Source organism: Amycolatopsis sp. NPDC059027, from assembly GCF_042739735.1.
GTDB lineage: Bacteria > Actinomycetota > Actinomycetes > Mycobacteriales > Pseudonocardiaceae > Amycolatopsis.
The window spans coordinates 61,843-86,328 of record NZ_JBHYIK010000036.1 but is presented as its reverse complement, the minus strand read 5'-3'; the positions used below and the strand labels follow the sequence as shown (position 1 = coordinate 86,328).

Here is a 24,486-nt window from a genome sequence, read left to right as displayed (position 1 = left end):
CGGACGTCCGGATGAGCAGGGATGATGGCCCGCATGACAAAGGCAGGAGACGTCACCGGGGCCCTCGGGCCGGACGTCGTTCCCCGCGGCCCGGTCGGGAAGACGAAGCTGTTCTTCCAGCGACACTGGCACCGCGGCGCACCGGGCACGCCGACACCGGACTGGGTGCTGCGCTTCTGCTACGGGATGTGGCTGGTCGCGTTCGCCTTCAAGCTGCTGGGCTCGTCGTGGGACATGTCGTGGCACTTCATGTGGCTGCGGGACGATCTCGCCCCGCCGCACCTGATCAACACCGTCGGCACCGTGATCGTCCTGGTACTGGTGGCGATCCACAGCTACACCGGCATGGGCTGCGACAAACGCTCGCTGCGGCTGATGCAGATCGGGCTCGTCGTGTTCCTGGTCGCCGCGCCGCTCGACGTCATCAACCACCGCGTCAACGGCCTCGACCTGACCGCGTGGAGCCCGTCGCACATGATGCTCTACCTGGGCACCGGCATCATGCAGGCCGGCGTGCTCGACGGCTGGCTGAAGCTGTCGAAGCCCGGCAGGTTCCGCACCGGGGTACTGCTCGCGCTGTGGGCGTTCTTCCTGGAGAACACGTTCTTCCCGAACGGCCAGCAGGAGTACGGCATCCTCGGGCTGCGGGCCTGGGAACGCGGGACGCCGGAGGCGGAGCCGACGCTGCTGGACTTCGCCGCGAACCAGATCGGGCACCCCGTCGACCGGACGGCGGTCCTGCACTTCACGATGCCGATCCCGGAGTGGGTCTACCCGCTGTGGGGCATCGGCGTGATGGCGCTGATCCTCGCGCTCGCTCGCAAGACCGTCGGGACCCGCTGGGCGGCGACGACGGTCGCGGCCGCGTACGTGGCCTACCGCGCGGTGATGTGGCCGCTTCTGCTCGGGATGGGCTTCCCGGTGTCGACCGTGCCGTTCTACCTGCTCGCGGTCGGCCTCGCGATCGACGTCGCCTACCGGATCGGCCGGGAGCACGCGCTGCTCACCGCCGGGATCGGGGCCCTGCTGGTCACCGCGTTCGGCTATGGCGCGCTGTGGCTCCAGGCGCAGTTCCGGCCGTGGATCCTCGGCGACGCGCACACCGAATCCGCACCGCCGCTCGCGTACTGGACGGCCGGGGTCGCGCTCGTCGGCGTCTTCGCGCTGTGGGCCGCCGCGACCAGGCTGCCCGCACTCCGGCTCCGCAAATAGCTGAAGGGGACTTTCGTCGCATGCGATGCGAGGAAAGTCCCCTTCAGCTCGTCTAACGCGAGGAAAGTCCCCTTCAGCTCAGCTTGTTGCCCGCCGAGCCGAGCGACTGGGCGGCCTCGACGACGCGGGCGGCCATCCCGGCCTCCGCGGCCTTGAGGTAGCTGCGCGGGTCGTAGACCTTCTTGTTGCCGACCTCGCCGTCGATCTTCAGCACGCCGTCGTAGTTCTTGAAGAAGTGGTCCGCGATCGGGCGGGTGAACGCGTACTGCGTGTCGGTGTCGACGTTCATCTTCACCACGCCGTACGACACGGCCTCGCGGATCTCCTCCGGCAGCGAACCGGACCCGCCGTGGAACACCAACTCGAACGGCTTCGACCCGGCCGCGAGGCCCAGCTTCTTGGCGGCCGCTTCCTGACCGCCCTTGAGCACGTCCGGGCGCAGCTTGACGTTGCCCGGCTTGTACACGCCGTGCACGTTGCCGAAGGTCGCGGCCAGCAGGTAGCGGCCATTCTCGCCGGAGCCGAGCGCGTCGATCGTCTTCAGGAAGTCACCCTCGGCGGTGTACAGCTTCTCGTTGATGTCGTGCGCGACGCCGTCCTCTTCACCGCCGACGACGCCGATCTCGACCTCGAGGATGATGTTCGCAGCGGCCGCCTTGGCGAGCAGTTCCTGAGCGATCTCCAGGTTCTCGTCGAGATCGATCGCCGAACCGTCCCACATGTGCGACTGGAACAGCGGGTGCTGACCGTTCTTGACCCGCTCCGCCGAGATCTCGATCAGCGGCCGGACGAAGCCGTCCAGCTTGTCCTTCGGGCAGTGGTCGGTGTGCAGGGCGACGTTGACGTCGTACTTGGCGGCGACGACCTGCGCGAACTCGGCCAGCGCGACCGAGCCGGTGACCATGTCCTTGACCTTCTGGCCGGACGCGAACTCGGCGCCGCCGGTGGAGAACTGGATGATGCCGTCGCTCTCCGCCTCGGCGAACCCGCGGATCGCGGCGTTCAAGGTTTCCGACGAGGTCACGTTGATGGCCGGGTAGGCGAACTCGTTCGCCTTGGCCCGGTCGAGCATCTCCGCGTAGACCTCGGGGGTGGCGATGGGCATCGTTCTCCTCCTCGGAAAGGCCCTCCTCGAAAGGGCGCTTGGGCTTTCGGGCGCATCGTACGAGGTGGACCGGCACGGCACACCGGTCCCATGGCCTCGCCCACATCATCCCGCAGCGGCCCGCAGCAGCTTCAGGTCGGGCTTGCCGACGTCGGTGAGCGGAATCTCGTCGACCAGATGCAGCGCGTGCGGCGCGTACATCGCCCCCAAGCGCTCGGTGACGAACTCGCGGACTTCCTCGATCGTGAGCGTCCGGCCGGGCGCCGGCGACACCGCGACGTGGATGCGCTCCATCCGGTCCTCGTCGGGCACGCCGTACACCGCGACCTGCGCGACGGCCGGATGCCCGAACAGCACCTCTTCGAGTTCGGCGGGATACGCGTGCCCGCCGACCACGATGATCATGTCCTTGATCCGCCCGCTCAGATGCAGATAGCCCTCGTCGTCGAGGAAGCCGACGTCGCCGGTGTGCACCCAGCCGTCGCGGAACACCTGGGCGCTCAGCTCGGGATTACGCCAGTAGTGCGTGGCACTCGACGCGGACTTCACACACACCTCGCCGCGCTCGCCTGCCGGGAGATCCCGGTCCTCTTCGTCCCGGATCGCCACCTCGATGCCGGGCAGGGGCCGTCCCGCGGTCTCGAGCAGCTCGGGCCGCTGGTGTTCCTCCGGGCTCAACAGCGCGATGCCGCCTGCTTCGTTGGTCCCGTAGGCCTGGGCCAGCACCGGCCCGAACCGCTTCATCGCGGCCCTGATCCGCTCCGGCGAGGCGGGGCATCCGCCGTAGTTGATCTGCCGAAGGCTGGACAGGTCGTGCTGGTCGACCGCCGGGTGATCCATCAGCGCGTAGAGCAGCGGTGGCAGCACGATCAGGTCGGTGGCCCGGTACCGCTCGACCGCTTCGAAGACCTTGCCCGCGTCGAAGCGCGCCAGCAGCACGAGCCGGCCGCCGGCGAGGAGGATCGCGTCGGCGCTCTGCCCGGCGATGTGCGCGAGCGTGGCGCAGACGAGCTGGACCGTGTCCGGGCTGATGTAGGTGCTCATGAACTCGACGATTCCGGCGTGGGTGCGGAAACTCCACGGAATCCCCTTGGGGTGCCCGGTGGTGCCGCCGGTGTGCCGGATGCAGAACACGTCCTCCTCGCCGACCGGATGCGGTGCCATCGGCGTCGTGTCGGTGGCCGAGGCGAGCAGGTCGTCGAACGTGAGCTCCATCGCCGGGTGCTCGCCGAGTTCCTTGGCGCGGACGGCGAGATCGGGGTCGACCAGCAGCACGTCAGTGTCCACATCGGACACAATGGCGGTCTGGATCGCCGGCGCGATCCCCTCGTACAGGTTGACGACGCGGGCACCGATCAGGCTGACGGCGTACCGCGCGGCGAGCATTTCGACCCGGTTGGCGGACAGCGTCGTCACGGTCGAGCCCGGTCCGACACCGTGCCCGGCCAGCCCGCGGGCCATCCGGTGGACGAGCGCGGCCAGGTCACCCCGGCGCACCTCGGTGCCGTCGGGCTGGACACACGCCACGGTGTCCGGCTCGACGGCGAGCGCGGCGAGGATCGAGGCGACGTAGTTACCGGTCATGGGTTCCTCCCTGGTTCAAGATCACGAACCAGGGTGAACCCTCAAGTAAACTTGAACTCAAGGAATTCGCTGTCATCCGACGGAAAATTCCGCCAAGGCCGCCGGAATGGACGTTATCCCGCTTTCGAGCGCAGGAGTTTCAGGTCGGGCTTTCCCGCGTCGGTGAGCGGAATCTCGTCGACCAGGTGGACCTCGTGGGGCGCGTACATCGCTCCCAGCCGCTCGGTGACGAACTCGCGCAGCTCGCCGAGTTCGGCGGTTTGCCCCGGTTTGGGCACGATCGCCGCGTGGACCCGTTCCGTCCGGTCCGCGTCGGCGACGCCGTACACCGCCACCGCGCCGACCGCCGGGTGACCGAGGAGGATTTCCTCCAGTTCCAACGGGTACACGTGCCCGCCCACCACGATGATGATGTCCCTGAGCCGCCCGGACAGGTGCAGATAGCCCTCCTCGTCGAAGAAGCCCGCGTCCCCGGTGTGCACCCAGCCGTCCCGCCACACCCGCGCGGTGGCCTCGGGATCACGCCAGTACCCGAGCCCGCCCAGCGGTGACCGGACGCAGATCTCGCCGGGCTCGCCGGTCGGCAGATCGCGGCCTTCCGGATCGCGGATCGCGATCGTGGCGGCCGGATGCGGTTTTCCCACGGTGGCGAGCAGTTCGGGGCGGGCGTGTTCCTCGGGGCTGAGGAAGGCGATGCCCCCGGCCTCGGTGGCGCCGTACACCTGCAGGAGGACCGGGCCGAACCTGTCGACGGCTTCGGCGAGCCGAGCGGGGGAAGCCGGGCATCCGCCGTAGCCGATCTGCCGGAGACTGGACAGGTCGTGCTTGTCGGCCGCCGGGTGGTCCATCAGTGCGTAGAGGTGCGGTGGCAGCACGAGGAGATCCGTGACGCGGTACCGCTCGACCGCCGCCAGCACGGCGGCCGCGTCGAACCCTTGCCGCAGCACGAGTTCACCGCCGCTGACAAGGACGGCGTCGACGATGGAGCCCGCTATGTGCCCGAGCGGCGTGAAGACCAGCTGGACCTTGCCGGACTCGGGCGACACCGACCTCGCGAAGTCGACCAGTGCCAGCGGGGACCGGAACGGCAGCAGGATTCCCTTGGGGTGTCCCGTGGTCCCGCCGGTGTGGCGGATGCTGAAGATGTCGTCCGGGGAGACCGGGTACGGCTCCAGCGGACTCGGGGCCGCGGCCTCGGCGAGTGCGAGCAAATCCGCGCCCGGCGACCCCGGCCCAAAGCCGAGCACCGCTTTGACCGGCGCGGTAGCAAGGATTTCGATCGCGTTGGCGGACAACGCGGGATCGACCACGAGCAGATCGGTGTCCACATCGGACACAATGGCGGCCTGGGTCGCCACGGCCATGCCCTCGTAGAGCGAAACGACACGGGCGCCGAGCAGCCCGGCGGCATAGCGCGCGGCAAGGACTTCGGCGCGGTTCGGCGACAACAGCGTGACGGTGGCGCCCGGACGGACACCGTGCTCGGCGAAGACGCGGGCGAAGCGGTAGATCAGTGCGGCGAATTCACCACGGGTGAAGGTTTCGCCGCCGTCCTGGCGGCTGACCACGCAGTCCGGATCGGTGGCGAGCGCGGCGAGGATCGGTTCGACGTAGTTGTCGGTGGGCAAGATCGCAGCCTCCCAGTCTGGTCCTGCCCACCAGTCTGCTCCGGCCCCGTACCCCGTCGCCAAACCGTTTCCCTGTCAAGGTCCGTGAATGCCACATCGAGGGAATCAGAGTCCCCCGATGTGGCATTCACGGAACGTCAGAGCAGGACTTCGGCGAGCGCGCGGTAGCCCGGCAGCGGGTCCTCGCCGAGCACCTGGACCGTCACGTGGTCGGCACCCGCGTCGAGGTGCGCGCGGATCCCCGCGGCGATCGTCTCGGCGTCGCCGTGCAGGGCGAGCGCGTCGACCAGCCGGTCGCTGCCGTCACCGGCGAGGTCCTCGTCGGTGAAACCGAGCTTGCGCAGATTGGCGGTGTAGTTGGCGAGGCCGAGGTAGAACTTCACGGTCGCGCGCCCGATTTCGCGACCCTTGGCCGGATCGGTCTCCAGCACGACCTTGTGTTCCGGCGCCAGCAGCGGACCTTCGCCGAGGATTTCGCGCGCCTGCCGGGTGTGTTCCGGCGTCGTCAGATACGGGTGCGCGCCCGCGCTGCGCTCCCCAGACAGCTTGACGACCTTCGGGCCGAGCGCCGCGAGCGCCCGCGCCTCGACCGGGACGCCGCCCTTGTCCAGCGCGTCGAGGTAGTCGACCAGCGCCGCGTAGGGCTTGGTGAACTCCTGCGTGTGCTCACGGTGTCCCGCGCCGATGCCGAGCAGGAAGCGGTCCGGGTGCTTGGCGGCGATCCGCCGGTAGGACGCGGCGACCGTCGCGGCGTCGTCCTTCCAGATGTTGACGATGCCGGTCGCCAGTGCGATCCGGTTGGTCGCGTCGAGAACCTTCTCGACCAGTTCGAGGTCACCCGAGGGTGATCCGCCGACCCAGATGGCGCCGTAGCCCAGTTTCTCCAGTTCGACGGCGAGTTCGGGGGTGAGCCCCTGCTCGTGCCGCCAGATGCCGATCCTGCCCAGTTCGATACCCATGCCCCTGCCCAACACCGGAGAAGCCGGTTTTCTGCCCGGGTCGGCTAACTTACTTTCTAGTAGCTTACTCGGGGTAGGTTGAGGTACGGTGCCGCCACAGGAACCGAGGAGGCATCGTGGCCAATCCCTTTTCGCTGCTCAACGGCCCGAAAAAGGTCGAAGGCAAGGTCGTCCTGATCACCGGGGCCGCCCGCGGCATCGGCGCCGGACTCGCGGAACGGCTCGCCGCGCACGGGGCGAAGGTCGCGCTCGTCGGGCTCGAAGCCGCCGAACAGCAGAAGGTCGCCGACCGGATCGGACCCAACGCGCACGCGTGGGAAGCCGACGTCACCGACTGGGCCGCACTGGAGAAGGCCACCGCCGGGGTCGTCGAGCACTTCGGCGGAATCGACGTCGTCATCGCCAACGCCGGGATCGCGACCGCGGGCTTCGTGCGCTCGGTGGACCCGGCCGCGTTCGAGAAGGTCATCGAGGTCGACCTGCTCGGCGTCTGGCGCACCTTCCGCGTCACGCTGCCGCACGTCATCGAACGTCGCGGCTACCTGCTCGCGATCTCCTCACTGGCCGCGATCACCCACGCGCCGGGCATGGCGAACTACGCCGCCGCGAAAGCCGGCGTCGAGGCGTTCTCGAACAGCCTCCGCGCCGAGATCGCGCATCTCGGCGTCAAGGTCGGCGTCGCGCATCCGACGTGGATCCGCACCGACCTCGTCGAAAGCGCCGATGCGCATCCGGTGTTCGGCAAGCTCCGCGGGAGCATGCCCGGCCTGATCGGCAAGACGTATCCGCTGAACGTCGCGCTCGACAACCTCGAAGCGGGCATCCTCCGGCGCGCCAGGACGATCCATGTGCCGCGCTGGGTCGGCGGGCTCAAGCTGCTCCGCGCCTTCCTGCCGCCGATCATCGAGATCGGCTCGCGCAGCCGCGTCCCGGCCGCGGACAAGGCCGCGCTGGAAGACGTCAAGGCACGCGGAGCGTACGAAGCGTCCGTCACCGGACACGGCGGCCGAGCGGCGACGAAACGGTCTTGATCTCGACAGCAGGCCACCCTCGGGGCACAGTTGACCACCTGACAACAGTCCCGTGAGCCCCGGAGGTGTCCGTGTCGCGTCGCGATCAGATCAGGATGACCGAGGACGAGGTCCGCGACTACCTCGCCGAACAGAAGGTCATCAACGTCGCCAGCGTCGGCCCCAACGGCCGCCCGCACCTGGCGCCGCTGTGGTACTACCCGCACGAAAACGGCGTCGCGACCTGGACCTATCGCACGTCACAGAAGGCGAAGAACCTCTACCGCCTGCCACAGGCGACCGTGCTCCTCGAGGACGGCGAGTCGTACGAACGGCTGCGCGGAGTCTCGTTCGAGGCCGACGTCGAGATCGTCGAGGACACCGCCGAGGTCACTCAGATGGGTATCGCGCTCATGCAGCGTTACGCCGGCGCGAAGCCCGGCGACCCCGTCCCCGACGAGCTGTCGACGTTCATCGGCGGCCAGGCCCCGAAGCGAATCGGCCTGATCCTGCGACCGACCAAGACCGCGAGCTGGGACCACACGAAGCTCGGCGGCGCCTACTGATTTGTAGGTACTGACGAGTAGGGAGTACTTGGAAGTAACTGTTACTTGAGGTAACGTCATAGACGGAGCAACCCAGCGCAGCGGAGGCCGTCAGATGACCGAACGCTTCAAGGTCGTGATCGTTGGCACCGGGTTTTCCGGGCTCGGCCAGGCGATCCAGCTCGAAAAAGCCGGTATCCGGGACTACGTGATCCTGGAGAAGGCCGACGAGGTGGGTGGTACCTGGCGCGACAACTCGTACCCGGGCTGCGCCTGCGACGTGCAGTCGCACATGTACTCCTTCTCGTACGAGCAGAACCCCGACTGGTCGCGGTCGTTCTCGCCGCAGCCGGAGATCTTCGACTACCTCAAGGGCGTCGCGGACAAGTACCGGCTGCGCGAGAAGATCCGCTTCGGCATCGAGATCACCGGGGCGCACTGGGACGACGGCGAGCGCCGCTGGGCCGTGGAGACCAAGACCGGTCAGGAGTTCTCCGCGCAGTTCCTGGTCTCCGGCGTCGGCGGTCTGCACATCCCGCAGATCCCGAAGCTGCCGGGGATCGAGAAGTTCAAGGGCCAGAAGTGGCACTCCGCGCAGTGGAACCACGAGTACGACCTGAAGGGCAAGAAGGTCGCCGTCGTCGGTACCGGCGCGAGCGCCATCCAGTTCGTGCCCCGGATCGCGCCGGATGTCGCGGAGCTGACGCTGTTCCAGCGGACGCCGCCGTGGATCATGCCCAAGCCCGACCACGCGATGCCCGGCTGGGCACAGACACTGTTCCGGCGCGTGCCGGGCACGCAACGCGCGTACCGCAACGCGCTCTACTGGCTGCTCGAAGCGCGGGCGATCGGCTTCAACGGCCATCCCGCGATCATGAAGGCGGGCGAGCTGATCGCGCGGCGGCACATCGCCAAGGGCGTCAAGGATCGCGCGCTGCGCCGCAAGGTCACCCCGGGCTACACCATGGGCTGCAAGCGAGTCCTGATCTCCAACGACTACTACCCGGCGCTCAACCGGTCCAATGTGGACGTCGTGACGAGCGGGGTGCGCGAGGTCAAGGCACACAGCGTCGTCGACGGCGCCGGTGTCGAGCACGAGGTCGACGCGATCATCTACGGCACCGGCTTCCACGTCACCGACGCGCTGGAATACCTCGACATCACCGGTGTCGAGGGCCGCAGCCTCGCCAAGACGTGGGCCACCAACGGACTGGAGACCCACAAGGGCATCACGGTCTCCGGCTTCCCGAACCTGTTCTTCCTGCTCGGCCCGAACACCGCGCTGGGACACAACTCCGTGGTGTTCATGATCGAATCGCAGTCCCGGTACGTCGTCGACGCGATCAAGCTCGCCGACTCGCGGGACGCCGCGGCGCTGAACGTCCGGCCCAGCGTGCAGGACCAGTTCCAGGCCGAGATCCAGGACAAGCTGGTCAAGGGCGTCTGGACACAGGGCGGCTGCAAGAGCTGGTACCTCGACGCGAAGGGCGTCAACCGCACGATCTGGCCCGGGTTCACCTGGCGCTACTGGCTGGAGACCCGCAAGGTCGACCCGAGCGACTACGAGCTTTCCGGACGGGCTCGGTGACCGCCGCGGCAGCGTCCAATGCCGCCTCCGCGGGAGGAAATACGTCGGCGGAGGACCACGAGCAGATCGTCCTGCACGCGCGCGACGTCAAGTTCGACTGGGCGTCGCTGCCGATGCACTGGATTCCCGGCGAGCCACAGGCGACCCACACGATCAACGTGCTGCACATCGCGCTGCCCGAGGGCGAGCGCTGGTTCGTCGAGGTGTTCAAGCAGGCCGTGCCGCTGATCCGCGACGAACGGCTCAAGGAGGACGTCCTCGGCTTCATCGGCCAGGAGGCGATGCACGCCGAGGCCCACGACGGCGCGGCGGAGCACCTCGAAGCCGCCGGACTGCATGTGCGGCCGTATATCGCGCAGATGGAATGGCTGTTCCGCAAGCTGCTCGGCGATCGGGACCTGACCGGCAAGGCCGCCGAGGAATGGCTTGTCGAACGGCTCGGCGTCATCGCCGCGATCGAGCACTACACCGCGTTCCTCGGCCAGTGGGTCCTGGACGCGAAAGCGCTGGACGAGGCGGGCGCGGACCCGACGATGCTGGACCTGCTGCGCTGGCACGGCGCCGAAGAGGTCGAGCACCGCTCCGTCGCCTACGACCTCTTCCGTCATCTCGACCAGCGCTACACCCGGCGGGTGCGAAGCATGGCCGTGGTGACCCCGGCGCTGGCGTGGATTTTCGTGCGGGGCACCAGGTTCCTGATGCGCAATGACCCGACGTCGCCGGGCAAGGCGAGTTTCCGCGCCTACCGCAAGGCGGCCAAGAAGGGCCTGCTGCCCACCGGAAGGCAGCTGCTGCGGGAGATCCGGCCGTACTTCCGCCGGAGCTACCACCCGACCGAAACGGGCAACACCGAACAGGCCGTGGCCTACCTGGCGAGTTCGCCGGCCGCGCAGGCGGCCGACGCGCCGAAGTGAGCCTCCCGCAGCGGCTCTACGGCGGACCGGGCACCGACCGCGCACTGTCCCTTTTGGCCGGTGCGGCCGCGGTGTACCGGCGGCTCAGCGAGTTCAGCGGACGCCGCCGCACCCCGGTCCGCGCCGTCGACCGGAACCTGACGCTTCGGGTCGACGCCGTGCGTGCCGAGGCCGACGAGGTCGTGAGCCTGCGGCTGGTCCCGCCTTCCGGTGGCCTGCTACCCGCGTGGCGGCCGGGCGCGCACATCGACCTCGTGCTGCCGTCCGGCGCGATGCGGCAGTACTCGCTGTGCGGAGACCCCGACGACCGCACGACCTACCGGATCGCGGTGCGGCGGATCGGCACCGCGTCGTCCGAGGTGCATACGCTGCGCGCGGGCGCGAAAGTGACCGTTCGCGGGCCGCGGAACGCCTTCCCGTTCGTGACCGCGCCGCACTATCTGTTCGTCGCGGGCGGGATCGGGATCACGCCGATCCTCCCGATGGTGCGCCGGGCCGACGCGCTCGGCGCCGACTGGCGGCTTGTCTACACAGGACGTTCCCGCGCGTCGATGCCCTTCCTCGACGAGCTGGCCTCCTACGGCGAGGAGCGCGTCCGGATCCGGCCGGACACCGAGTACGGCATCCCGGCGTCGGGCGCGGAACTGCTCGAAGGGATGCCGGACGGGGCGTCGGTGTACTGCTGCGGGCCGGTGCCGATGATCACCGGCGTCCGGGTGGATCTGGCGATGACCGGCGCCTCAGCGGTGTACTTCGAGCGGTTCTCGACGCCGCCGATCGTGGGCGGAAAGCCGTTCCAAGTCGAGCTTCGACGGTCCGGCCTGGTATTGGACGTGCCCGCGGATCGGTCCACACTGGACGTCGTACGGGACGTTATGCCCGATGTGCCCTATTCGTGTCGCCAGGGCTTCTGCGGGACCTGCGCGGTGCCCGCCGTCGGCGGCGGCTCGGTACGGATCTGCGTCGATCGCGGCGACGCCGCGCTGGAGCTGTAACCCTGCCCGATTTTCCAGACTTTCAGGACTCTTCGGGCAACCAGGCGCCGATGACCGGCTTGAACTCACGCACCGTGCGCTCGGCCACCACCCCTTCGAGGTGATACGGGTCCTGGTTGATCAGCTCGGTGAGGGATGTCTCGTCGTCGGCCTGGTAGAGCGTGATGCCGCCGGTGCCGTCGCCCAGCGGGCCGGCGACCGCGACCCGGCCCTGCTTGGCGAGTCCCTGCAGGAACTCGCGGTGTCGCGGCCGCACCTCCGCCAGCTTCTCCTGCACGTAGCGGATCTCGACGAGGTACCAGGCCATGAGGATCTCCCGGGGCGGGCGGCAGTGACGCTGGTGACGTTACCGGGGGACGGGAGGGCAATCTCAGCATCCGATCGGTGGCACCGCCGGGCCGACCCGATAGGCTGGTCCTGCGCCGGGAGCTGTGCGAACGCTGTGAAACCGCAGCGGCACGCCGAGCCAGCACGGCGTGCCAGAGAAGGTGCCGGAAGCACGGCATGGTCGGGGTCGAGACAGGCAGGGGTTCATGCTCGAAGGCAATGCGGAACGCAGTGTCGAGGCGACCCTCGGCCATCTGCGCGTCCTGGACGGGCCGGCGCCACCGCCGCAGCCGGCCGCGCCGCTGACTCTCGAAGACCTCTACCGCCAGCATCGGATGCGGCTGGTCCGCCTCGCGATCCTGCTCGTGGACGAACCGGCGACCGCCGAAGACGTCGTCCAGGAGGCCTTCACCGGGCTCCACCGCAACTGGGGCCGGTTGCGGGACGCGGCGGCCGCCGTCGGCTACCTGCGCACCGCGGTGGTCAACGGGTCACGAAGTGTGTTGCGGCGCAGGAAAACCGCACGCGAATACGTTCCGCCACACGCGGTGAACGCGCGCTCGGCCGAAAGCTTGGCGATGCTCTCGAGCGAGCACCAGGCCGTCGTCAGCGCGCTGTCGAAGCTGCCGCCCCGCCAGCGCGAGGTGCTGGTGCTGCGCTACTACGGTGGTCTAAGCGAAGCCGAGATCTCCGAAGCCGCCGGGATTTCCAAAGGTACGGTTAAATCGACCGCCAGCCGGGCGCTGGAAGCACTGCAAAAGGCGATGCAGGCCCCACACTGAGCCCGGTTGGACCACACCGATCACTGAGTTGCGGCACCATGCTTGGTCCAGACCAATATATGCTGGGGCGCGTGAGAGGCGCCGGAGATTTCGTGATCACGGGCGGCCGCGTTGCCGCCCCGGACCGTGTACTCGACGACGGCTGGCTGGCCGTCTCCGACGGGCGGATCGCCGGTGTGGGTTCCGGGACCCCGCCGGAGGGCCCCGCCGTCGACGTCGCCGGGGCGCTGGTCGTCCCCGGCTTCATCGACACGCACTGCCACGGTGGGGGCGGTGCGTCCTTCAGCACCCTCACCCCGGACGAGGTGCACACCGCCGTGCAGGCACACCGGCGGCACGGGACGACGACCATGCTCGCCAGCCTGGTCTCCGACCACGTCGACATCCTGCGCGAGCAGATCGCCGTGCTGCGTGAGCTGGTCGAGCAGGGCGACGTCGCCGGGATTCACCTGGAGGGGCCGTTCATCTCGAAGGCCCGCTGCGGTGCGCACGACCCGATGGCGCTGCTGGAGCCGGACACCGGGACCGTGGACAAGCTGCTGCGTGCCGGTCAGGGCGCGATCCGGATGGTGACGCTGGCGCCCGAGCTGCACGGCGGCATCAAGGCCGTCCGCCAGCTCGCCGAGTCCGGGGTGATCGCCGCGATCGGGCACACCGACGGCGTCGAGGAGCAGCTGCTGCCCGCCATCGAGGCCGGGGCCACGGTCGCGACGCACCTGTTCAACGGCATGCGCCCGCTACACCACCGCGAGCCCGGCCCGGTCGGGGTCCTGCTCGACGACGAGCGCATCACCATCGAGCTGATCTGCGACCTCGTGCACCTGCACCCGACCGTGGTCCACCTCGCGGCCACCCACGCCGGGCGCGACCGGACCGTGCTGATCACGGACGCGATGTCGGCCACCGACGCCGCCGACGGCCGCTACACCCTCGGCAGGCTGGAGGTCGACGTCCACGACGGCGTCGCCACGCTCGCCGACAACGGTTCGCTGGCGGGCAGCACGCTCACCATGGACAACGCCTTCCGGAACCTGGTGCTCGGTGCGAAGCTGCACATCCTCGACGCCGTCCGCGCGACCTCCGAACGGCCCGCCGAGCTGCTCGGCATCGCGAACCGGACCGGCTCGCTGCGGACCGGGTTCGCCGCCGACGTCGTCGTGCTGGACGACGACCTGCGTCCGCTTAAGGTGCTGCGCCGGGGCGAGTGGGTCGCGGAGGTCGGCCGGGCTACCTTGAGTACGTAAGGACCCGTGCCCGACCCTGGGAGACGCGCAGGATGACCGAGCCGAAGGACCCGGAGCGGCTGCTGGCCGACGCCCTGCGTGCCCAGGCGGTGTTCGCGCCGCAGGTCGACCACACGCCCGTCGCCGAGCAGAGCACCGAGCAAAGCTCCGTGACGGGGTCGGCCGCGTTCATCGCGCCTTCTTCCACCGAAGGGGAGTTACCGCCCCGCTACGGGCTGTTGTCCGGCGCGGGCGCGGAGTCCCTGGAACGCGCGGCGCTGGAGCTGGGCGACGCGCCTGAACCAACGCAGTCGGGCCCCATCCAGCCGGGCCCCGCACAGCCGATTCCCGCCCCCGTGCCCGAGGCCGAAACGGTCCGCGCGCCGCAGGCCGCGGCGGGCGCGCCGCTGCCGGTGCACTGGATCCTGCTCCTGGCGCTGCTGCTGGGGCTGGCGGCCGGTTCGGTGATCGGCCTGCTGACGCTCGTTTGACGCGGCTCTTACCTGCGGTTCCTCCCTGTGAAAGCACTCAGGGTCACCCTGTACCGTTTTCGGTGTGATTCTCGCCCAGAGCACAGTGACGACCATGTCCCTCCTGCCGTCGTGGCTGGACCCGCAGCACCTCCTGCACGGGCTGGCGACGCCGGTGATCGCCGTGCTCTGCCTGATCATCTTCATCGAGAGCAGCATCTTCCCGGTGTTGCCCGGTGACTCGCTGCTGTTCACCGCGGGCCTGTTCATCGCGAACGGCACCCTCGACGCGCCGCTGTGGCTGGTGTGCGTCCTGGTGACGGTGGCGGCGCTGCTGGGCAACGTCGTCGGCTACTACATCGGGCACTTCGTGGGGCCGAAGCTGTTCAACCGGCCGGATTCCCGGATCTTCAAGCAGGAGTACGTGGACAAGACCCACGCGTTCCTGGAGAAGCACGGCCCGAAGGCCGTCGTGCTGGCGCGGTTCGTCCCGTTCGTGCGGACGTTCATCACCTGGATCGCCGGGATCGGCAAGATGGACCCGAAGCGCTACTTCACCTACACGGTCATCGGCGGCATCCTGTGGGCCGCGGGCATCACCGTGCTCGGTTCGCTGCTCGGCGGTATCCCCTTCATCGCCAACAACGTCGACGCGATCTTCATCGTGATCGTGCTCGTGTCGGTGGTCCCGATCGTTCTCGAATACCTCAAGGCCCGCCGCGAGAAGAAGGGCGCCGCCGCGGCCGCCGCGGCGGACCCCGAGATCACGCAGCAGATCCCGCGCATCCGCGACTGATCCGCGATTTCACGCTGCGGTCCTTCACGACCTCCGTGTGCGTGACCTGTGGGGCGCGTGTTACTCGTGAGGTTCGCGTGACGGCTGGAACGTGCACTCGACGCACCCAGGGGCGCCCTCGACGCACCCAGGGCACCCCTCGGCAGCCGACCCCGCCTGAGGAACTCTCTCGCTGAGAAACCTCACTCGCGCCCGAGTCCCGCCTGCGCGTCAGGCCAGGGAGAACATCGAGCCCGGGTTGAAGAGGTTGTCCGGGTCCAGGGCCTGTTTGATCTGCCGATGCACGCGTAAGCCCACCGGCCCGATCTCCCTGGCGAGCCAGTCGCGCTTGATTTTGCCGATGCCGTGCTCGCCGGTCACCGTGCCGCCCAGCGACAGCCCCACGTCGAGGATCGCATCGAACGCCTTGTGCGCGCGGGCGAACTCGTCCGGATCGTCGGGCTGGTAGACGATCGTGGGGTGCATGTTCCCGTCGCCGGCGTGCCCGACGACGGCGATCCGCAGCCCGACCTCCTCGCTGATCCGCTCGCAGCCGCTGATCAGCTCCGCGATCCGCGTGCGAGGGACGCAGACGTCATCGGTCAGCCACACCCCGTACGTCTCCAACGCGGTCAGCACCACGCGACGTGCCTGAAGCAGCATCTTGCCCTCTTCGAGGTCTTCGGTGGCGTACGCGAGATCGGCGCCGCAGTCGTTGCAGATCTGCTCCAGCACGGCCAGCTCGCGGCGCGCCACCTCGCCACCGGCGTCGGACTGGGCGAGCAGCAGCGCCCGGCAGTTCGACCCGGCACCGAGGTCGGTGTTCAGGTACGTCTCGGACGCCTTGATCGACGAGGCGTCCATGATCTCCAGCAGCGAGGGCACCAGCCCCTCCCGCACCACCCGCGCGACGGCCTCGCCCGCGGCCTCGGTGGTACTGAACCCGGCGACGAGTGTCGCGGGTGCCTGCGGGAGCGGTTTGAGCGCGACGGTCGCCTGCGTGATCACGCCGAGCGTGCCCTCGCTGCCGACGAACAGCCGCGCCAGGTCGTAGCCCGCAACCCCCTTCACCGTGCGCCTGCCGGTCCTGAGCAGCGAGCCGTCCGCCAGCACGACCTCCAGCCCCAGCACGGAGTCCGTGGTCACGCCGTACTTCACGCAGCACAGCCCGCCCGCGTTGGTGGACAGGTTGCCGCCGATCGTGCACCAATCGTAGCTCGACGGGTCGGGTGGATAGAACAGCCCGTGCTCCTGGACCGCGTTACGCAGATCCAGGTTCACCACGCCCGGCTGCACGACCGCGAGCCGGTTGCCCGCGTCGATCTCGACGACCTTGTCCAGCTTCGTCAGCACCAGCACGACACAGCCGTCGATCGCGTTCGCGGCGCCGGAAAGCCCGCGTCCGGCGCCGCGCGGCACGATCGGCACCTTCGCCTCGGCGCAGGCCCGGACGGTCGCCTGCACACCCTCGACGTCCGCGGGGAGAACCACCGCGACGGGCTTGCCGGAGGGGGCGAGCGGCATCATGTCCCGCGAGTAGGAGGCAAGGACGTCGACGTCGGTGAGGACCGCGTCCTTGCCGACCTGGTCACGGAGCCGGGCGATGAGGGCGTCGTTGCTCATACCCTCATCGTAAGCCCGATTCTGTCCGCACAGCGGAATTACTTTTCCGATTTAGCAGAATCAAGGCTTGAACACCCGTATAGACCAACACGGCCGTGGCAGCCAGCGCGGTGATGTTCAGCCCGTTCACGAACGCCTCCTTGGCGGCCCCCAGCAACGCGCCTGCCTGGTCGGCGGGGAGTTGCTGAGCCGTCGCGACCGCACCACCGAGCGTCTCGCGCGCGGCCTCCGGCGTACCCGCCGGCAGCCCGCCGCGATACACCGCCGTCGCGACGCTGCCGAGGATCGCCGTGCCGAGCGCACCACCGAGCTCGAAGCCCATCTCGGAGATCGCCGACGCCGCACCGGCGCGCTCCGCCGGGGCCGCGCTGATGATCATGTCGTTCGTCAGGGTGTCGGCCAAGGCGACACCACCGCCGACCACGACGAACCCGATCACCACCGCCGCCAGACCGGACTCCACCCCGGCCGCGGCGAGCACGACGCAGCCGATCGCGGCGACGACCAGACCGCCGGAGACCAGCACCGGCACCCGGAACCGCTTGGCGAACCACACCGCGGCCATCGCGCCGAGGACGCTGGCCGCACTCGACGGCAGCACCCAGAGCGCCGCCTCCAGCGGCGACTTGCCGAGCACGAGCTGCAGGTACTGCGGCACCAGGAACAGCAGGCCGGACAGCGCGAACACGGCGAGCAGGTTCGTCACCACGGATCCGGTGAACCGCGGGTTCGCGAACAGCGCGAGGTCGATCATCGGCGATTCGAGAGCCCGCTGACGACGCACGAACACCACGCCGAACCCGGCACCGACGAGGATGCCCAGCACCGCGACGACCGAGAAGCCCTCAGTCGCGAGGACCTTGATGCCGTAGACCACCGGCAGCACCGTCGCCAGCGACAGGACAGCGGAGAGCGGGTCGAACCTGCCCGGGCTCGGGTCACGGGCTTCCGGCAGCAGGAACGGGCCCGCGATCAGCAGCAGCACCATCACCGGCACGTTGATCAGGAAGACCGAGCCCCACCAGAAGTGGCCGAGCAGCCAGCCACCGACGACCGGGCCGAGCGCCATCCCGCCGGAGAACGCGGAACTCCACACCGCGATCGCGATCCGGCGCTCCCGGTCATCAGTGAAGATCCCCCGCAGCAGCGACAACGTCGAGGGCATCAGGGTCGCGCCACCGACACCGAGCAGCGCGCGGGCCAGGATGAGCATCAGCGGGGACGTCGAGAACGCGGCGAGCACCGAAGCGACACCGAACGCGACAGCACCTGTGAGCAGCAGCTTCCGCCGCCCGACGCGGTCACCGAGGGTGCCCATGAACACGAGCAGCCCGGCGAGCACGAACGAGTAGATGTCGACGATCCACAGCTGTTCGGCACCACTCGGCGCGAGGTCCTCGCTCAGGTACGGCAGCGCGAAGCCGAGGACCGTCATGTCCACGCTGATCAGCAGTGTCGGGAGGGCCAGCACCGCCAGCGCCCACCAACGCTTGCGCCCTCGCTCCAGCGACGGCATGGCGCACTCATCCTTTCTTGCACCGTCCAGACGGTGCAGTTTCGCAGGTGTCTCGACACTATACCGTCCGGACGGTATAGTCAAACGCATGCCGAAGCCCTCCGCCCGTGAACGCATCCTCGACGCCTACGAGCAAGTGGTGATCGACCAAGGCCCCGGAGTCGCCACACTGGAGGGGGTCGCGGCACAGGCCGGCGTTTCGAAGGGTGGCCTGCTGTACCACTTCGGCTCGAAGGACGCGCTGGTCGACGGGCTACTGGAACGGCTGGCCAGGCTCAACGAGGAGGATCTCGAACTGGCGCGACAGGCGCCGGAGGGAGTGGTGCGCTACTACCTGCGTTCGACCATCACGGACGTGGCCGAGAACGTGCCACTGAACCGGACGATGACGGCCGCCATCCTGCTGCTGTCCACCGAGCCACGGGTGAGCGAGACCCTGCGACGCTGCTCGGCGGCCGTCCGCGAGGTCATGGTGGCCGAGGTGGACGATCCGCTGACGGCCGAACTCGTGGTGCTGGTCGGCGACGGCCTGTGGCTGCGGGCCGCGATGGAGGGCAAGGAGAGCCCGATCCTCGGCCAGGTCGACGCCATCATCAGCCGGATCGAAGCGCAGATCTGACCGGTTCCCGCCGCGAGGGCCGAGCCGGTCCCGCGAACGGCGGATCCGGGACGACTGAAGGACGCCTTCAGTGCGTCCGGCAGCACTGCGTCCTTCAGCACCGGCCACGCCGACCGACTACCGGACACCATCGAACGTCGCGAACGGACCGACCTGGTCGCGGCCCGCTGCGCCGGTCGCGGCAATCGCGATGTCTCGAACGCTCCGTTCGAGACAGTGAACGTCCTCAACGCGTCGTTCGCGACACCGCTGAGACATCGCCGACCTGGGCTGATGCGTCCTGAGGGAGATCCAGCTCGCGCGCCAAAGGCATCCCCTCGGCCCCTCGTCCCGGGACGCTGAGCATGCCCCGAACGACGCTTTCGCGACGTCAGCGCACCTGGCCGTAAACGTGCGTGACGCGCAGTGTCAGCAGTACACGCTGGTCGGCGACCATGGCCTCGCGGTACTCGTCCCAGTCGGGGTGCTCGCCCGCGACCTCGCGGTACAGGGCAATGAGCCCCTCGACGGTCGCGTCGTCCTTGGCCGCGGCGGGCGGCGTGAGCTCGGCGGTGGCCTCCGCGACGGCGAAGCTCCAGCCGTCCTCGCTGCTCACGTGATAGGTGGCACGGGGATCGCGGCGCAGGTTCTTCGTCTTGGCGCGGGGCTCGGTGATCGAGACCTGGATGGTCCTGGTCTCGGGGTCGTAGTGGTGCGTGACCGTGGACAGCTGGGGACGACCGTCGCGTTTGATCGTGGCCAGCACCCCGCGCTTGGCAGAGCCGAGGAAGTCGTAAAGCGCATCGCTCATGCGATCGCCTCGCTCCGCGAGACAGCGTTCAATCCCTTTTGGCGCATGACATCCATGATTCGCGCGCAAGCTTCGCTCATACCGGCATCAAGCCACTTCGGCGGCGTCGTTGTTCCCCGTACCGTGGTTTTCGTCGTAGTAAGCAGCCATCTGGCGCCAGTAGAACATCAGCAGAGCCATCTCCGCGACGGTCGCGACAACGGTGAGCCCCAGCCGGCGTCGCCGCGCCGCCACCACGGCGAGCACGCCGAGCGCCATCCCCGCCGCGTTGCTCGCCATCGCAGCGTCACGCGGGCGCCGGACGACCCACAGTTCTTCGCCGAGCATCGCGCGCGTGGCGAACGCCTTGTCGTCGCGCGGCTCCGGGAAGACGACGGGGTTCGCGGCCAGCCACGCGGCAACCACCGCGCCTTGCCGCCAGTCACGGTTCCAGATCGGGACGAGCACCAGCGGGGTGGTCAGCCAGCGAGTCCACGCGCTCCACGGGTTGGAATGCCTGCGGAACACCCAGCGCCGCACCTGAGACACCTTCACCACGAGCCCCCAATTCACCCGGACGAATCACGAGCGAGCCTACGCGCACAACCCGGGTCCAGGTTTTCCACAAGGGATGAATAGGACGATCGGACACGAATAATCTGCTTGCATGTGGCAACTAAAGTGGCTTGTGACACACCGCAGTCATAACCGCTTGCGGTTTCGTCCGTCTAGGCACACTCTTGCTCTAGGCAACTAGTTGCAGGGGCCAATCAACGGCCGGGACCGCGGGGAAGACACCATGCCAATGAACAACGGCACCACCAGGCCCAAGTCCGAGCTGGACGTCGCCGATCAGCTCGGTCATGAGCTCGTGCGCCTCGTCCGCTTGATCAACAAGGCGAAGTCCCAGGTGTCGAAGCAGGGACCGGACGGGATCGAGCGAGCCGCCTACGCGATCCTCTTCACGCTCATCCACGAAGGCCCCCAGCGGACCAGCAAGCTCGCCGAGATGATGCACGCCGAGATTTCGACGGTCAGCAGGCAGAGCAGCTCACTGGTCCAGCACGGTCTCGTCGAGCGGCAGGCGGATCCGGAGGACGGCAGGGCCTGCCTGCTCGCGCCGACCGCGGAGGGACTGCGGGTGTTCGAAGAGAACCGCAAGCAGCGTAACCAGTGGCTTGCCGAGGTACTCGGGGATTGGCCCGAAGAGGACCGCCAGAGCCTCAACAAACTGTTCAACCGGCTCAACTCGGGGATCGAAAAGAGCCTTCCACACATCGCCGACTCCGACCCGGCGACACAGGGCTAGGGGGCCCGAAGCATGACAGCGACCACTGAGAAACCACCACAAAGCGCGTCACACGACGAAGCGCCAAGACTGACTCACCGCCAGATCGTCACGATCCTGAGCGGCCTGATGTGCGGCATGTTCCTCGCCGCGCTCGACCAGACGATCGTGGGTACCTCGATCGTCAAGATCGCCAACGACCTGCACGGCTTCGATCTGCAGGCGTGGGCGACCACGGCGTACCTGATCACCTCGACGATCGTCACGCCGATCTACGGCAAGCTGTCCGACATCTACGGCCGCAAGCCGTTCTACCTGGCCGCGATCGGCATCTTCGTGGTCGGCTCCGCGGCGTCGACGTTCTCGACGTCGATGTACGAGCTGGCCGCGTTCCGCGCGGTGCAGGGGCTCGGCGCCGGTGGTCTGATGTCGCTGGCGATGACCATCCTCGGTGACATCGTGCCGCCGCGTGAGCGGGCGAAGTACCAGGGCTACATCCTGGCCGTGTTCGGCCTGTCGACCGTGCTCGGCCCGGTGCTTGGCGGTTTCTTCGCGGGCATCGACAACCTCGCGGGCCTGCACGGCTGGCGCTGGGTCTTCCTGATCAACGTGCCGATCGGCGTCATCGCGCTGTTCGTCGTCGCCAAGGTCCTGAACGTGCCGCACCAGCGCCACGACCACAAGATCGACTGGTGGGGCGCGCTGACGCTGGTCGTCGCCGTCGTGCCGTTCCTGATCGTGGCCGAGCAGGGCCAGAAGTGGGGCTGGGGCGACCAGAAGGCGATCCTCTGCTACGTCATCGGCGGTGTCGGCGTCATCGCCTTCATCGTGGTGGAGAAGCTGATGAAGGACGCCGCGCTGATCCCGCTGCGGCTGTTCAAGAACTCGACGTTCACCGTGGCGATCATCGGCGGTGTCATCGTCGGTGTGGCGATGTTCGGCGCGATCACCATGATCCCGCAGTTCATGCAGGTTGTGCAGGGCTACACGCCGACCGAGTCCGGGCTGCTGATGCTCCCGCTGATGGCGGGCATCATGTTCAGCTCGGTGGTGTCCGGCAAGATCACCGGCTCGACCGGACGCTACAAGGTCTTCCCGATCGTCGGCACGATCCTGATCGCCGGGGGCGCGTTCCTCTTCGCGCAGGTCAAGTACGACTCGGCGCTCTGGCACCCGCTGGTCGCCGCGGCGATCATCGGCCTCGGCCTCGGTCAGTGCATGCAGACGCTGATCATCGCGGTGCAGAACGCGGGCCCGCGCAGCGACATGGGCGTGTCGACCGCGGCGGCGACGTTCTTCCGGCAGATCGGTGGTACCGCGGGTGTCGCGGTGTTCCTGACGATTCTGTTCAACGTCCTGCCGGGCAACATCACCAAGGCGTTCGGCGGGCGCATGCCCGCCGGGGGCGGCGGGAACCTCGCCGACCTGCAGAGCAACACGAGCGGCATCCAGAACCTGCCGCCGGACATCCGGACCCCGGTGCTGATCGGGTTCACCGACTCGATCACCACGGTGTTCTACGTCGCCGGTGGCGTGGCCCTGCTCGCCACGCTGGTGCTGCTGTTCATGAAGGAGATCCCGCTGGTCGGCGGTCCTTCGGCGGCGGCAGCTGCCGTGGAAGGCGGCGAAGCGCTGCTGGAGATGGACGACGAGCCGACCGAGATCGTCGAGCCGGTCGCCCCGGTCGCCGAGACGCCGAGGGAACCCGCGCTGGTCGGCGCCGGAAAGCACGCGCTGAACGGCAACGGCAAGGGTGACTACAAGGCCGTGTCGGGAGCGCTGCCGATGCCGATTTCGGCGTCCGCAGGCTCCGACCTGCCCGTGGGCGCCGGTGGTCCGCCGATCACCGGGCACGTCCGGCGGCAGGACGGCACCAACGTCAGCGGTGCCGCGCTGACCCTGATCGACCAGCGCGGCCACCAGGTCGCGCGGGCTACCGGGAACGCCGACGGCAGCTACTCGGTCCCGACCACCGGTCCCGGCACGTACGTGCTGATCGTCGCGGCGAACGGGCACCAGCCGCAGGCCTCGAGCGTCGTCGTCAGCGGCGGCCCTGCCAAGCTGGACGTCACGCTGACCGGCTCGGGCGAGCTGACCGGCGTGGTCCGGGCGGCCGGTCGCGGCACGCCGCTGGCGAACGCGACCGTGACGCTGACCGACGAACGCGGCGAGGTCAACGGCGCGTCGATCACCGGCGAGGACGGGCTCTACTCGTTCGCCGGCGTCGGGGCGGGGCGGTACACGCTGGTCGCGGCCGGTCCGCACTACCGGCCGGTGGCGGTGACGCTGACCGTGCCGGACAGCGGGGTGCTGCGTCACGACGTCGAGCTGACCGGGGCCGTGCTGCTCACCGGCATCGCGCGGACCGACGGCGACCGCATCGTGCCGGACGCGCGGATCACCGTGCTCGACGAGAGCGGCAACGTCGCGGCGGTGGCGCGAACGGACGCCGAGGGTCACTACGTGGTGAGTGATCTGCCCGCTGGTGCCTACACGGTGGTGGCGAGCGGTTACCCGCCCGCCACGAGCCGGGTCGAGCTGTCGGACGGCGAAGCGGCCCACGACGTCCGGCTCAGCTACGACCAGGCACTCGACGAGCTGGTCGACCGGTCGTGAGCGGGCTGCGAGCGTCGATCCGCACGGCCGAGGGCTGGGCGGTGGAACACGCGGTGCTGACCGTGACCGACCCGGCAGGCCGTCAGGTCGCGCGGGAGGAGACGGACACGAAGGGGGCGGTGGCGGTCGAGTCGCTGCCCCCTGGCGGGTACACCGTCGTCGTCACGGCGGCCGGGTACGGGCCGGTCGCGCGGACCGCGCTGGTCGGCTCGAACGGCTCGGCGTCGCTCGGCGACGTCGTGCTGGCCCCGCTCGCGGACGCGGTCGAGCTGCCGCCGGCCGGGCCGTGGACGATCGACCCGATGCACTCGTCGGTCGTGGTGACCGCGCGGCATCTGGGCATCGCGAGCATCAAGGCGCGGTTCCCGGAGGTGAGCGGCCGGATCGACGTCGGACGTCCGGCGGAGCGCTCCTCGGTGTACGCCGAGATCGGGGCGTCGAGCATCGACACGGGGATCAAGATGCGCGACGATCACCTGCGCTCGGCGGAGTTCCTCGACGTCGACAAGTACCCGGTGATCACGTTCGCGAGCACCGGGCTGCGCCAGCGCGGTGCCGACTCGTGGACGTTGGCGGGTGAGCTGACGCTGCACGGGGAAAAGCGGCAGGTCGAGCTGGACCTGACCTACGGCGGCTACGGGCCGGATCCGTGGGGCGGGGTGCGCGCGGCGTTCCACGCGGAAACGCAACTGCACCGCAACGAGTTCGCGATCAACTACAACGCCATGGTGCGGGCCGGGGTCGCGGCGATCGGGACGACGGTGAAGGTCGAGCTGGACATCGAGGCCGTCCAGGGCGAGTCGCTGCCGCAGTTCTGAATTTTCTTCACAGCACGGGGGTGCGAGGTCGGGGGGGGGGGGGTCTCGCAGACAGCCCGCCCCCCCGTGAACAGTGCCCGATAGGAGGTTTTGAAACACCGTATTTGTGGGTTTTGTGAG

At 68.8% G+C, this 24,486-nt stretch carries 23 protein-coding genes; 14 read left to right on the top strand and 9 right to left on the bottom strand.

All coding sequences use genetic code 11. The annotated features are described in order from the left end of the window. Positions 1-33 precede the first annotated feature (33 nt). The gene (locus ACFWY9_RS24845; protein WP_378326225.1) at positions 34-1,212 is read left to right on the top strand and encodes a hypothetical protein; all 1,179 of its coding nucleotides are present in this window, start codon (positions 34-36) and stop codon (positions 1,210-1,212) included. A 73-nt stretch (positions 1,213-1,285) separates the two neighbouring features. On the opposite strand, the gene fbaA is transcribed toward ACFWY9_RS24845, so the two are convergent. The 4 genes from fbaA to ACFWY9_RS24825 form a co-directional block, all read right to left on the bottom strand. Beyond that, positions 1,286-2,317, bottom strand: coding sequence for a class II fructose-bisphosphate aldolase (gene fbaA, locus ACFWY9_RS24840; RefSeq protein WP_378326227.1), 1,032 nt, complete (start codon positions 2,315-2,317; stop codon positions 1,286-1,288). 105 nt (positions 2,318-2,422) lie between these two features. Then, complete coding sequence (locus ACFWY9_RS24835) at positions 2,423-3,901, bottom strand: class I adenylate-forming enzyme family protein (RefSeq protein WP_378326228.1); 1,479 nt, start codon at positions 3,899-3,901, stop codon at positions 2,423-2,425. 113 nt (positions 3,902-4,014) lie between these two features. Continuing rightward, positions 4,015-5,529, bottom strand: a complete 1,515-nt coding sequence (locus ACFWY9_RS24830) for an AMP-binding protein (RefSeq protein WP_378326229.1) — start codon at positions 5,527-5,529, stop codon at positions 4,015-4,017. A gap of 137 nt (positions 5,530-5,666) precedes the next feature. Beyond that, positions 5,667-6,488 carry an LLM class F420-dependent oxidoreductase gene (locus ACFWY9_RS24825; protein WP_378326231.1) on the bottom strand — a complete coding sequence of 274 codons (822 nt, stop codon included), beginning with the start codon at positions 6,486-6,488 and terminating at the stop codon, positions 5,667-5,669. A 116-nt stretch (positions 6,489-6,604) separates the two neighbouring features. Between ACFWY9_RS24825 and ACFWY9_RS24820 the strand changes: the two genes are divergently transcribed. From ACFWY9_RS24820 to ACFWY9_RS24800, 5 genes are all read left to right on the top strand, one after another. After that, a complete protein-coding gene (locus tag ACFWY9_RS24820) occupies positions 6,605-7,519 on the top strand; it encodes an SDR family oxidoreductase (RefSeq protein WP_378340039.1) in 915 nt (304 codons plus the stop codon). Between the two features lie 71 nt (positions 7,520-7,590). Next, positions 7,591-8,064, top strand: coding sequence for a pyridoxamine 5'-phosphate oxidase family protein (locus tag ACFWY9_RS24815; RefSeq protein ID WP_378340038.1), 474 nt, complete (start codon positions 7,591-7,593; stop codon positions 8,062-8,064). Positions 8,065-8,158: 94 nt separating this feature from the next. Next, positions 8,159-9,631, top strand: coding sequence for a flavin-containing monooxygenase (locus tag ACFWY9_RS24810; protein WP_378340037.1), 1,473 nt, complete (start codon positions 8,159-8,161; stop codon positions 9,629-9,631). Continuing rightward, positions 9,628-10,545 (top strand): metal-dependent hydrolase, encoded by a 918-nt coding sequence (locus ACFWY9_RS24805; protein WP_378340036.1) that lies wholly within the window; start codon positions 9,628-9,630, stop codon positions 10,543-10,545. The genes ACFWY9_RS24810 and ACFWY9_RS24805 overlap by 4 nt, the downstream gene beginning before the upstream one ends. Further along, complete coding sequence (locus ACFWY9_RS24800) at positions 10,542-11,540, top strand: PDR/VanB family oxidoreductase (protein ID WP_378326236.1); 999 nt, start codon at positions 10,542-10,544, stop codon at positions 11,538-11,540. The genes ACFWY9_RS24805 and ACFWY9_RS24800 overlap by 4 nt, the downstream gene beginning before the upstream one ends. Positions 11,541-11,562: 22 nt before the next feature. Here the strand turns inward: ACFWY9_RS24800 and ACFWY9_RS24795 are convergent, their stop codons facing one another. Next, entirely contained in the window at positions 11,563-11,847 is a 285-nt protein-coding gene (locus ACFWY9_RS24795; RefSeq protein WP_378326237.1) for a YciI family protein, read from the bottom strand. A 226-nt stretch (positions 11,848-12,073) separates the two neighbouring features. Here ACFWY9_RS24795 and ACFWY9_RS24790 point away from each other — a divergent pair, with 226 nt between their 5' ends. From ACFWY9_RS24790 to ACFWY9_RS24775, 4 genes are all read left to right on the top strand, one after another. Then, on the top strand, positions 12,074-12,649 hold the full coding sequence (locus tag ACFWY9_RS24790) for a SigE family RNA polymerase sigma factor (protein WP_378326238.1): 576 nt from the start codon (positions 12,074-12,076) through the stop codon (positions 12,647-12,649). 92 nt (positions 12,650-12,741) lie between these two features. Next, positions 12,742-13,893: an N-acetylglucosamine-6-phosphate deacetylase gene (gene nagA, locus ACFWY9_RS24785; protein WP_378340043.1), complete on the top strand. Its 1,152-nt coding sequence runs from the start codon at positions 12,742-12,744 to the stop codon at positions 13,891-13,893. Positions 13,894-13,925: 32 nt separating this feature from the next. Beyond that, positions 13,926-14,363 carry a hypothetical protein gene (locus ACFWY9_RS24780; RefSeq protein WP_378340035.1) on the top strand — a complete coding sequence of 146 codons (438 nt, stop codon included), beginning with the start codon at positions 13,926-13,928 and terminating at the stop codon, positions 14,361-14,363. A 64-nt stretch (positions 14,364-14,427) separates the two neighbouring features. Next, positions 14,428-15,138: a DedA family protein gene (locus tag ACFWY9_RS24775; protein ID WP_378326240.1), complete on the top strand. Its 711-nt coding sequence runs from the start codon at positions 14,428-14,430 to the stop codon at positions 15,136-15,138. Positions 15,139-15,348: 210 nt separating this feature from the next. Here the strand turns inward: ACFWY9_RS24775 and ACFWY9_RS24770 are convergent, their stop codons facing one another. Next, entirely contained in the window at positions 15,349-16,740 is a 1,392-nt protein-coding gene (locus ACFWY9_RS24770; protein ID WP_378340034.1) for an FAD-binding oxidoreductase, read from the bottom strand. Between the two features lie 4 nt (positions 16,741-16,744). After that, positions 16,745-18,256 carry an MFS transporter gene (locus ACFWY9_RS24765; protein WP_378340033.1) on the bottom strand — a complete coding sequence of 504 codons (1,512 nt, stop codon included), beginning with the start codon at positions 18,254-18,256 and terminating at the stop codon, positions 16,745-16,747. An 88-nt stretch (positions 18,257-18,344) separates the two neighbouring features. Here ACFWY9_RS24765 and ACFWY9_RS24760 point away from each other — a divergent pair, with 88 nt between their 5' ends. Beyond that, the gene (locus tag ACFWY9_RS24760; RefSeq protein ID WP_378326243.1) at positions 18,345-18,875 is read left to right on the top strand and encodes a TetR/AcrR family transcriptional regulator; all 531 of its coding nucleotides are present in this window, start codon (positions 18,345-18,347) and stop codon (positions 18,873-18,875) included. A 370-nt stretch (positions 18,876-19,245) separates the two neighbouring features. Here ACFWY9_RS24760 and ACFWY9_RS24755 read toward each other — a convergent pair whose 3' ends face one another. Both ACFWY9_RS24755 and ACFWY9_RS24750 read right to left on the bottom strand, forming a co-directional pair. Further along, the gene (locus ACFWY9_RS24755; RefSeq protein WP_378326244.1) at positions 19,246-19,665 is read right to left on the bottom strand and encodes a PPOX class F420-dependent oxidoreductase; all 420 of its coding nucleotides are present in this window, start codon (positions 19,663-19,665) and stop codon (positions 19,246-19,248) included. A gap of 87 nt (positions 19,666-19,752) precedes the next feature. Further along, entirely contained in the window at positions 19,753-20,184 is a 432-nt protein-coding gene (locus ACFWY9_RS24750; RefSeq protein WP_378340032.1) for a DUF6653 family protein, read from the bottom strand. A gap of 259 nt (positions 20,185-20,443) precedes the next feature. Here ACFWY9_RS24750 and ACFWY9_RS24745 point away from each other — a divergent pair, with 259 nt between their 5' ends. Genes ACFWY9_RS24745 through ACFWY9_RS24735 form a run of 3 tightly spaced genes read left to right on the top strand, consistent with a single transcriptional unit; the run spans position 20,444 to position 24,366 of the window. Next, positions 20,444-20,953 (top strand): MarR family winged helix-turn-helix transcriptional regulator, encoded by a 510-nt coding sequence (locus ACFWY9_RS24745; RefSeq protein WP_378326246.1) that lies wholly within the window; start codon positions 20,444-20,446, stop codon positions 20,951-20,953. Between the two features lie 12 nt (positions 20,954-20,965). Next, entirely contained in the window at positions 20,966-23,548 is a 2,583-nt protein-coding gene (locus ACFWY9_RS24740) for an MFS transporter (protein ID WP_378326247.1), read from the top strand. Beyond that, positions 23,545-24,366, top strand: coding sequence for a YceI family protein (locus tag ACFWY9_RS24735; RefSeq protein WP_378340031.1), 822 nt, complete (start codon positions 23,545-23,547; stop codon positions 24,364-24,366). Before ACFWY9_RS24740 ends, ACFWY9_RS24735 begins: the two co-directional genes overlap by 4 nt. Positions 24,367-24,486 lie beyond the last annotated feature (120 nt).

Bases quoted from the DNA above. Each gene is read 5' to 3' on its own strand.
- ACFWY9_RS24745 (WP_378326246.1), top strand. From the start codon at position 20,444: ATGCCAATGAACAACGGCACCACCAGGCCCAAGTCCGAGCTGGACGTC.
- fbaA (WP_378326227.1), bottom strand. From the start codon at position 2,317: ATGCCCATCGCCACCCCCGAGGTCTACGCGGAGATGCTCGACCGGGCC.
- ACFWY9_RS24810 (WP_378340037.1), top strand. From the start codon at position 8,159: ATGACCGAACGCTTCAAGGTCGTGATCGTTGGCACCGGGTTTTCCGGG.
- ACFWY9_RS24755 (WP_378326244.1), bottom strand. From the start codon at position 19,665: ATGAGCGATGCGCTTTACGACTTCCTCGGCTCTGCCAAGCGCGGGGTG.
- ACFWY9_RS24835 (WP_378326228.1), bottom strand. From the start codon at position 3,901: ATGACCGGTAACTACGTCGCCTCGATCCTCGCCGCGCTCGCCGTCGAG.
- ACFWY9_RS24780 (WP_378340035.1), top strand. From the start codon at position 13,926: ATGACCGAGCCGAAGGACCCGGAGCGGCTGCTGGCCGACGCCCTGCGT.
- ACFWY9_RS24760 (WP_378326243.1), top strand. From the start codon at position 18,345: ATGCCGAAGCCCTCCGCCCGTGAACGCATCCTCGACGCCTACGAGCAA.
- ACFWY9_RS24795 (WP_378326237.1), bottom strand. From the start codon at position 11,847: ATGGCCTGGTACCTCGTCGAGATCCGCTACGTGCAGGAGAAGCTGGCG.
- ACFWY9_RS24790 (WP_378326238.1), top strand. From the start codon at position 12,074: ATGCTCGAAGGCAATGCGGAACGCAGTGTCGAGGCGACCCTCGGCCAT.
- ACFWY9_RS24845 (WP_378326225.1), top strand. From the start codon at position 34: ATGACAAAGGCAGGAGACGTCACCGGGGCCCTCGGGCCGGACGTCGTT.
- ACFWY9_RS24770 (WP_378340034.1), bottom strand. From the start codon at position 16,740: ATGAGCAACGACGCCCTCATCGCCCGGCTCCGTGACCAGGTCGGCAAG.
- ACFWY9_RS24765 (WP_378340033.1), bottom strand. From the start codon at position 18,256: ATGCCGTCGCTGGAGCGAGGGCGCAAGCGTTGGTGGGCGCTGGCGGTG.
- ACFWY9_RS24740 (WP_378326247.1), top strand. From the start codon at position 20,966: ATGACAGCGACCACTGAGAAACCACCACAAAGCGCGTCACACGACGAA.
- ACFWY9_RS24825 (WP_378326231.1), bottom strand. From the start codon at position 6,488: ATGGGTATCGAACTGGGCAGGATCGGCATCTGGCGGCACGAGCAGGGG.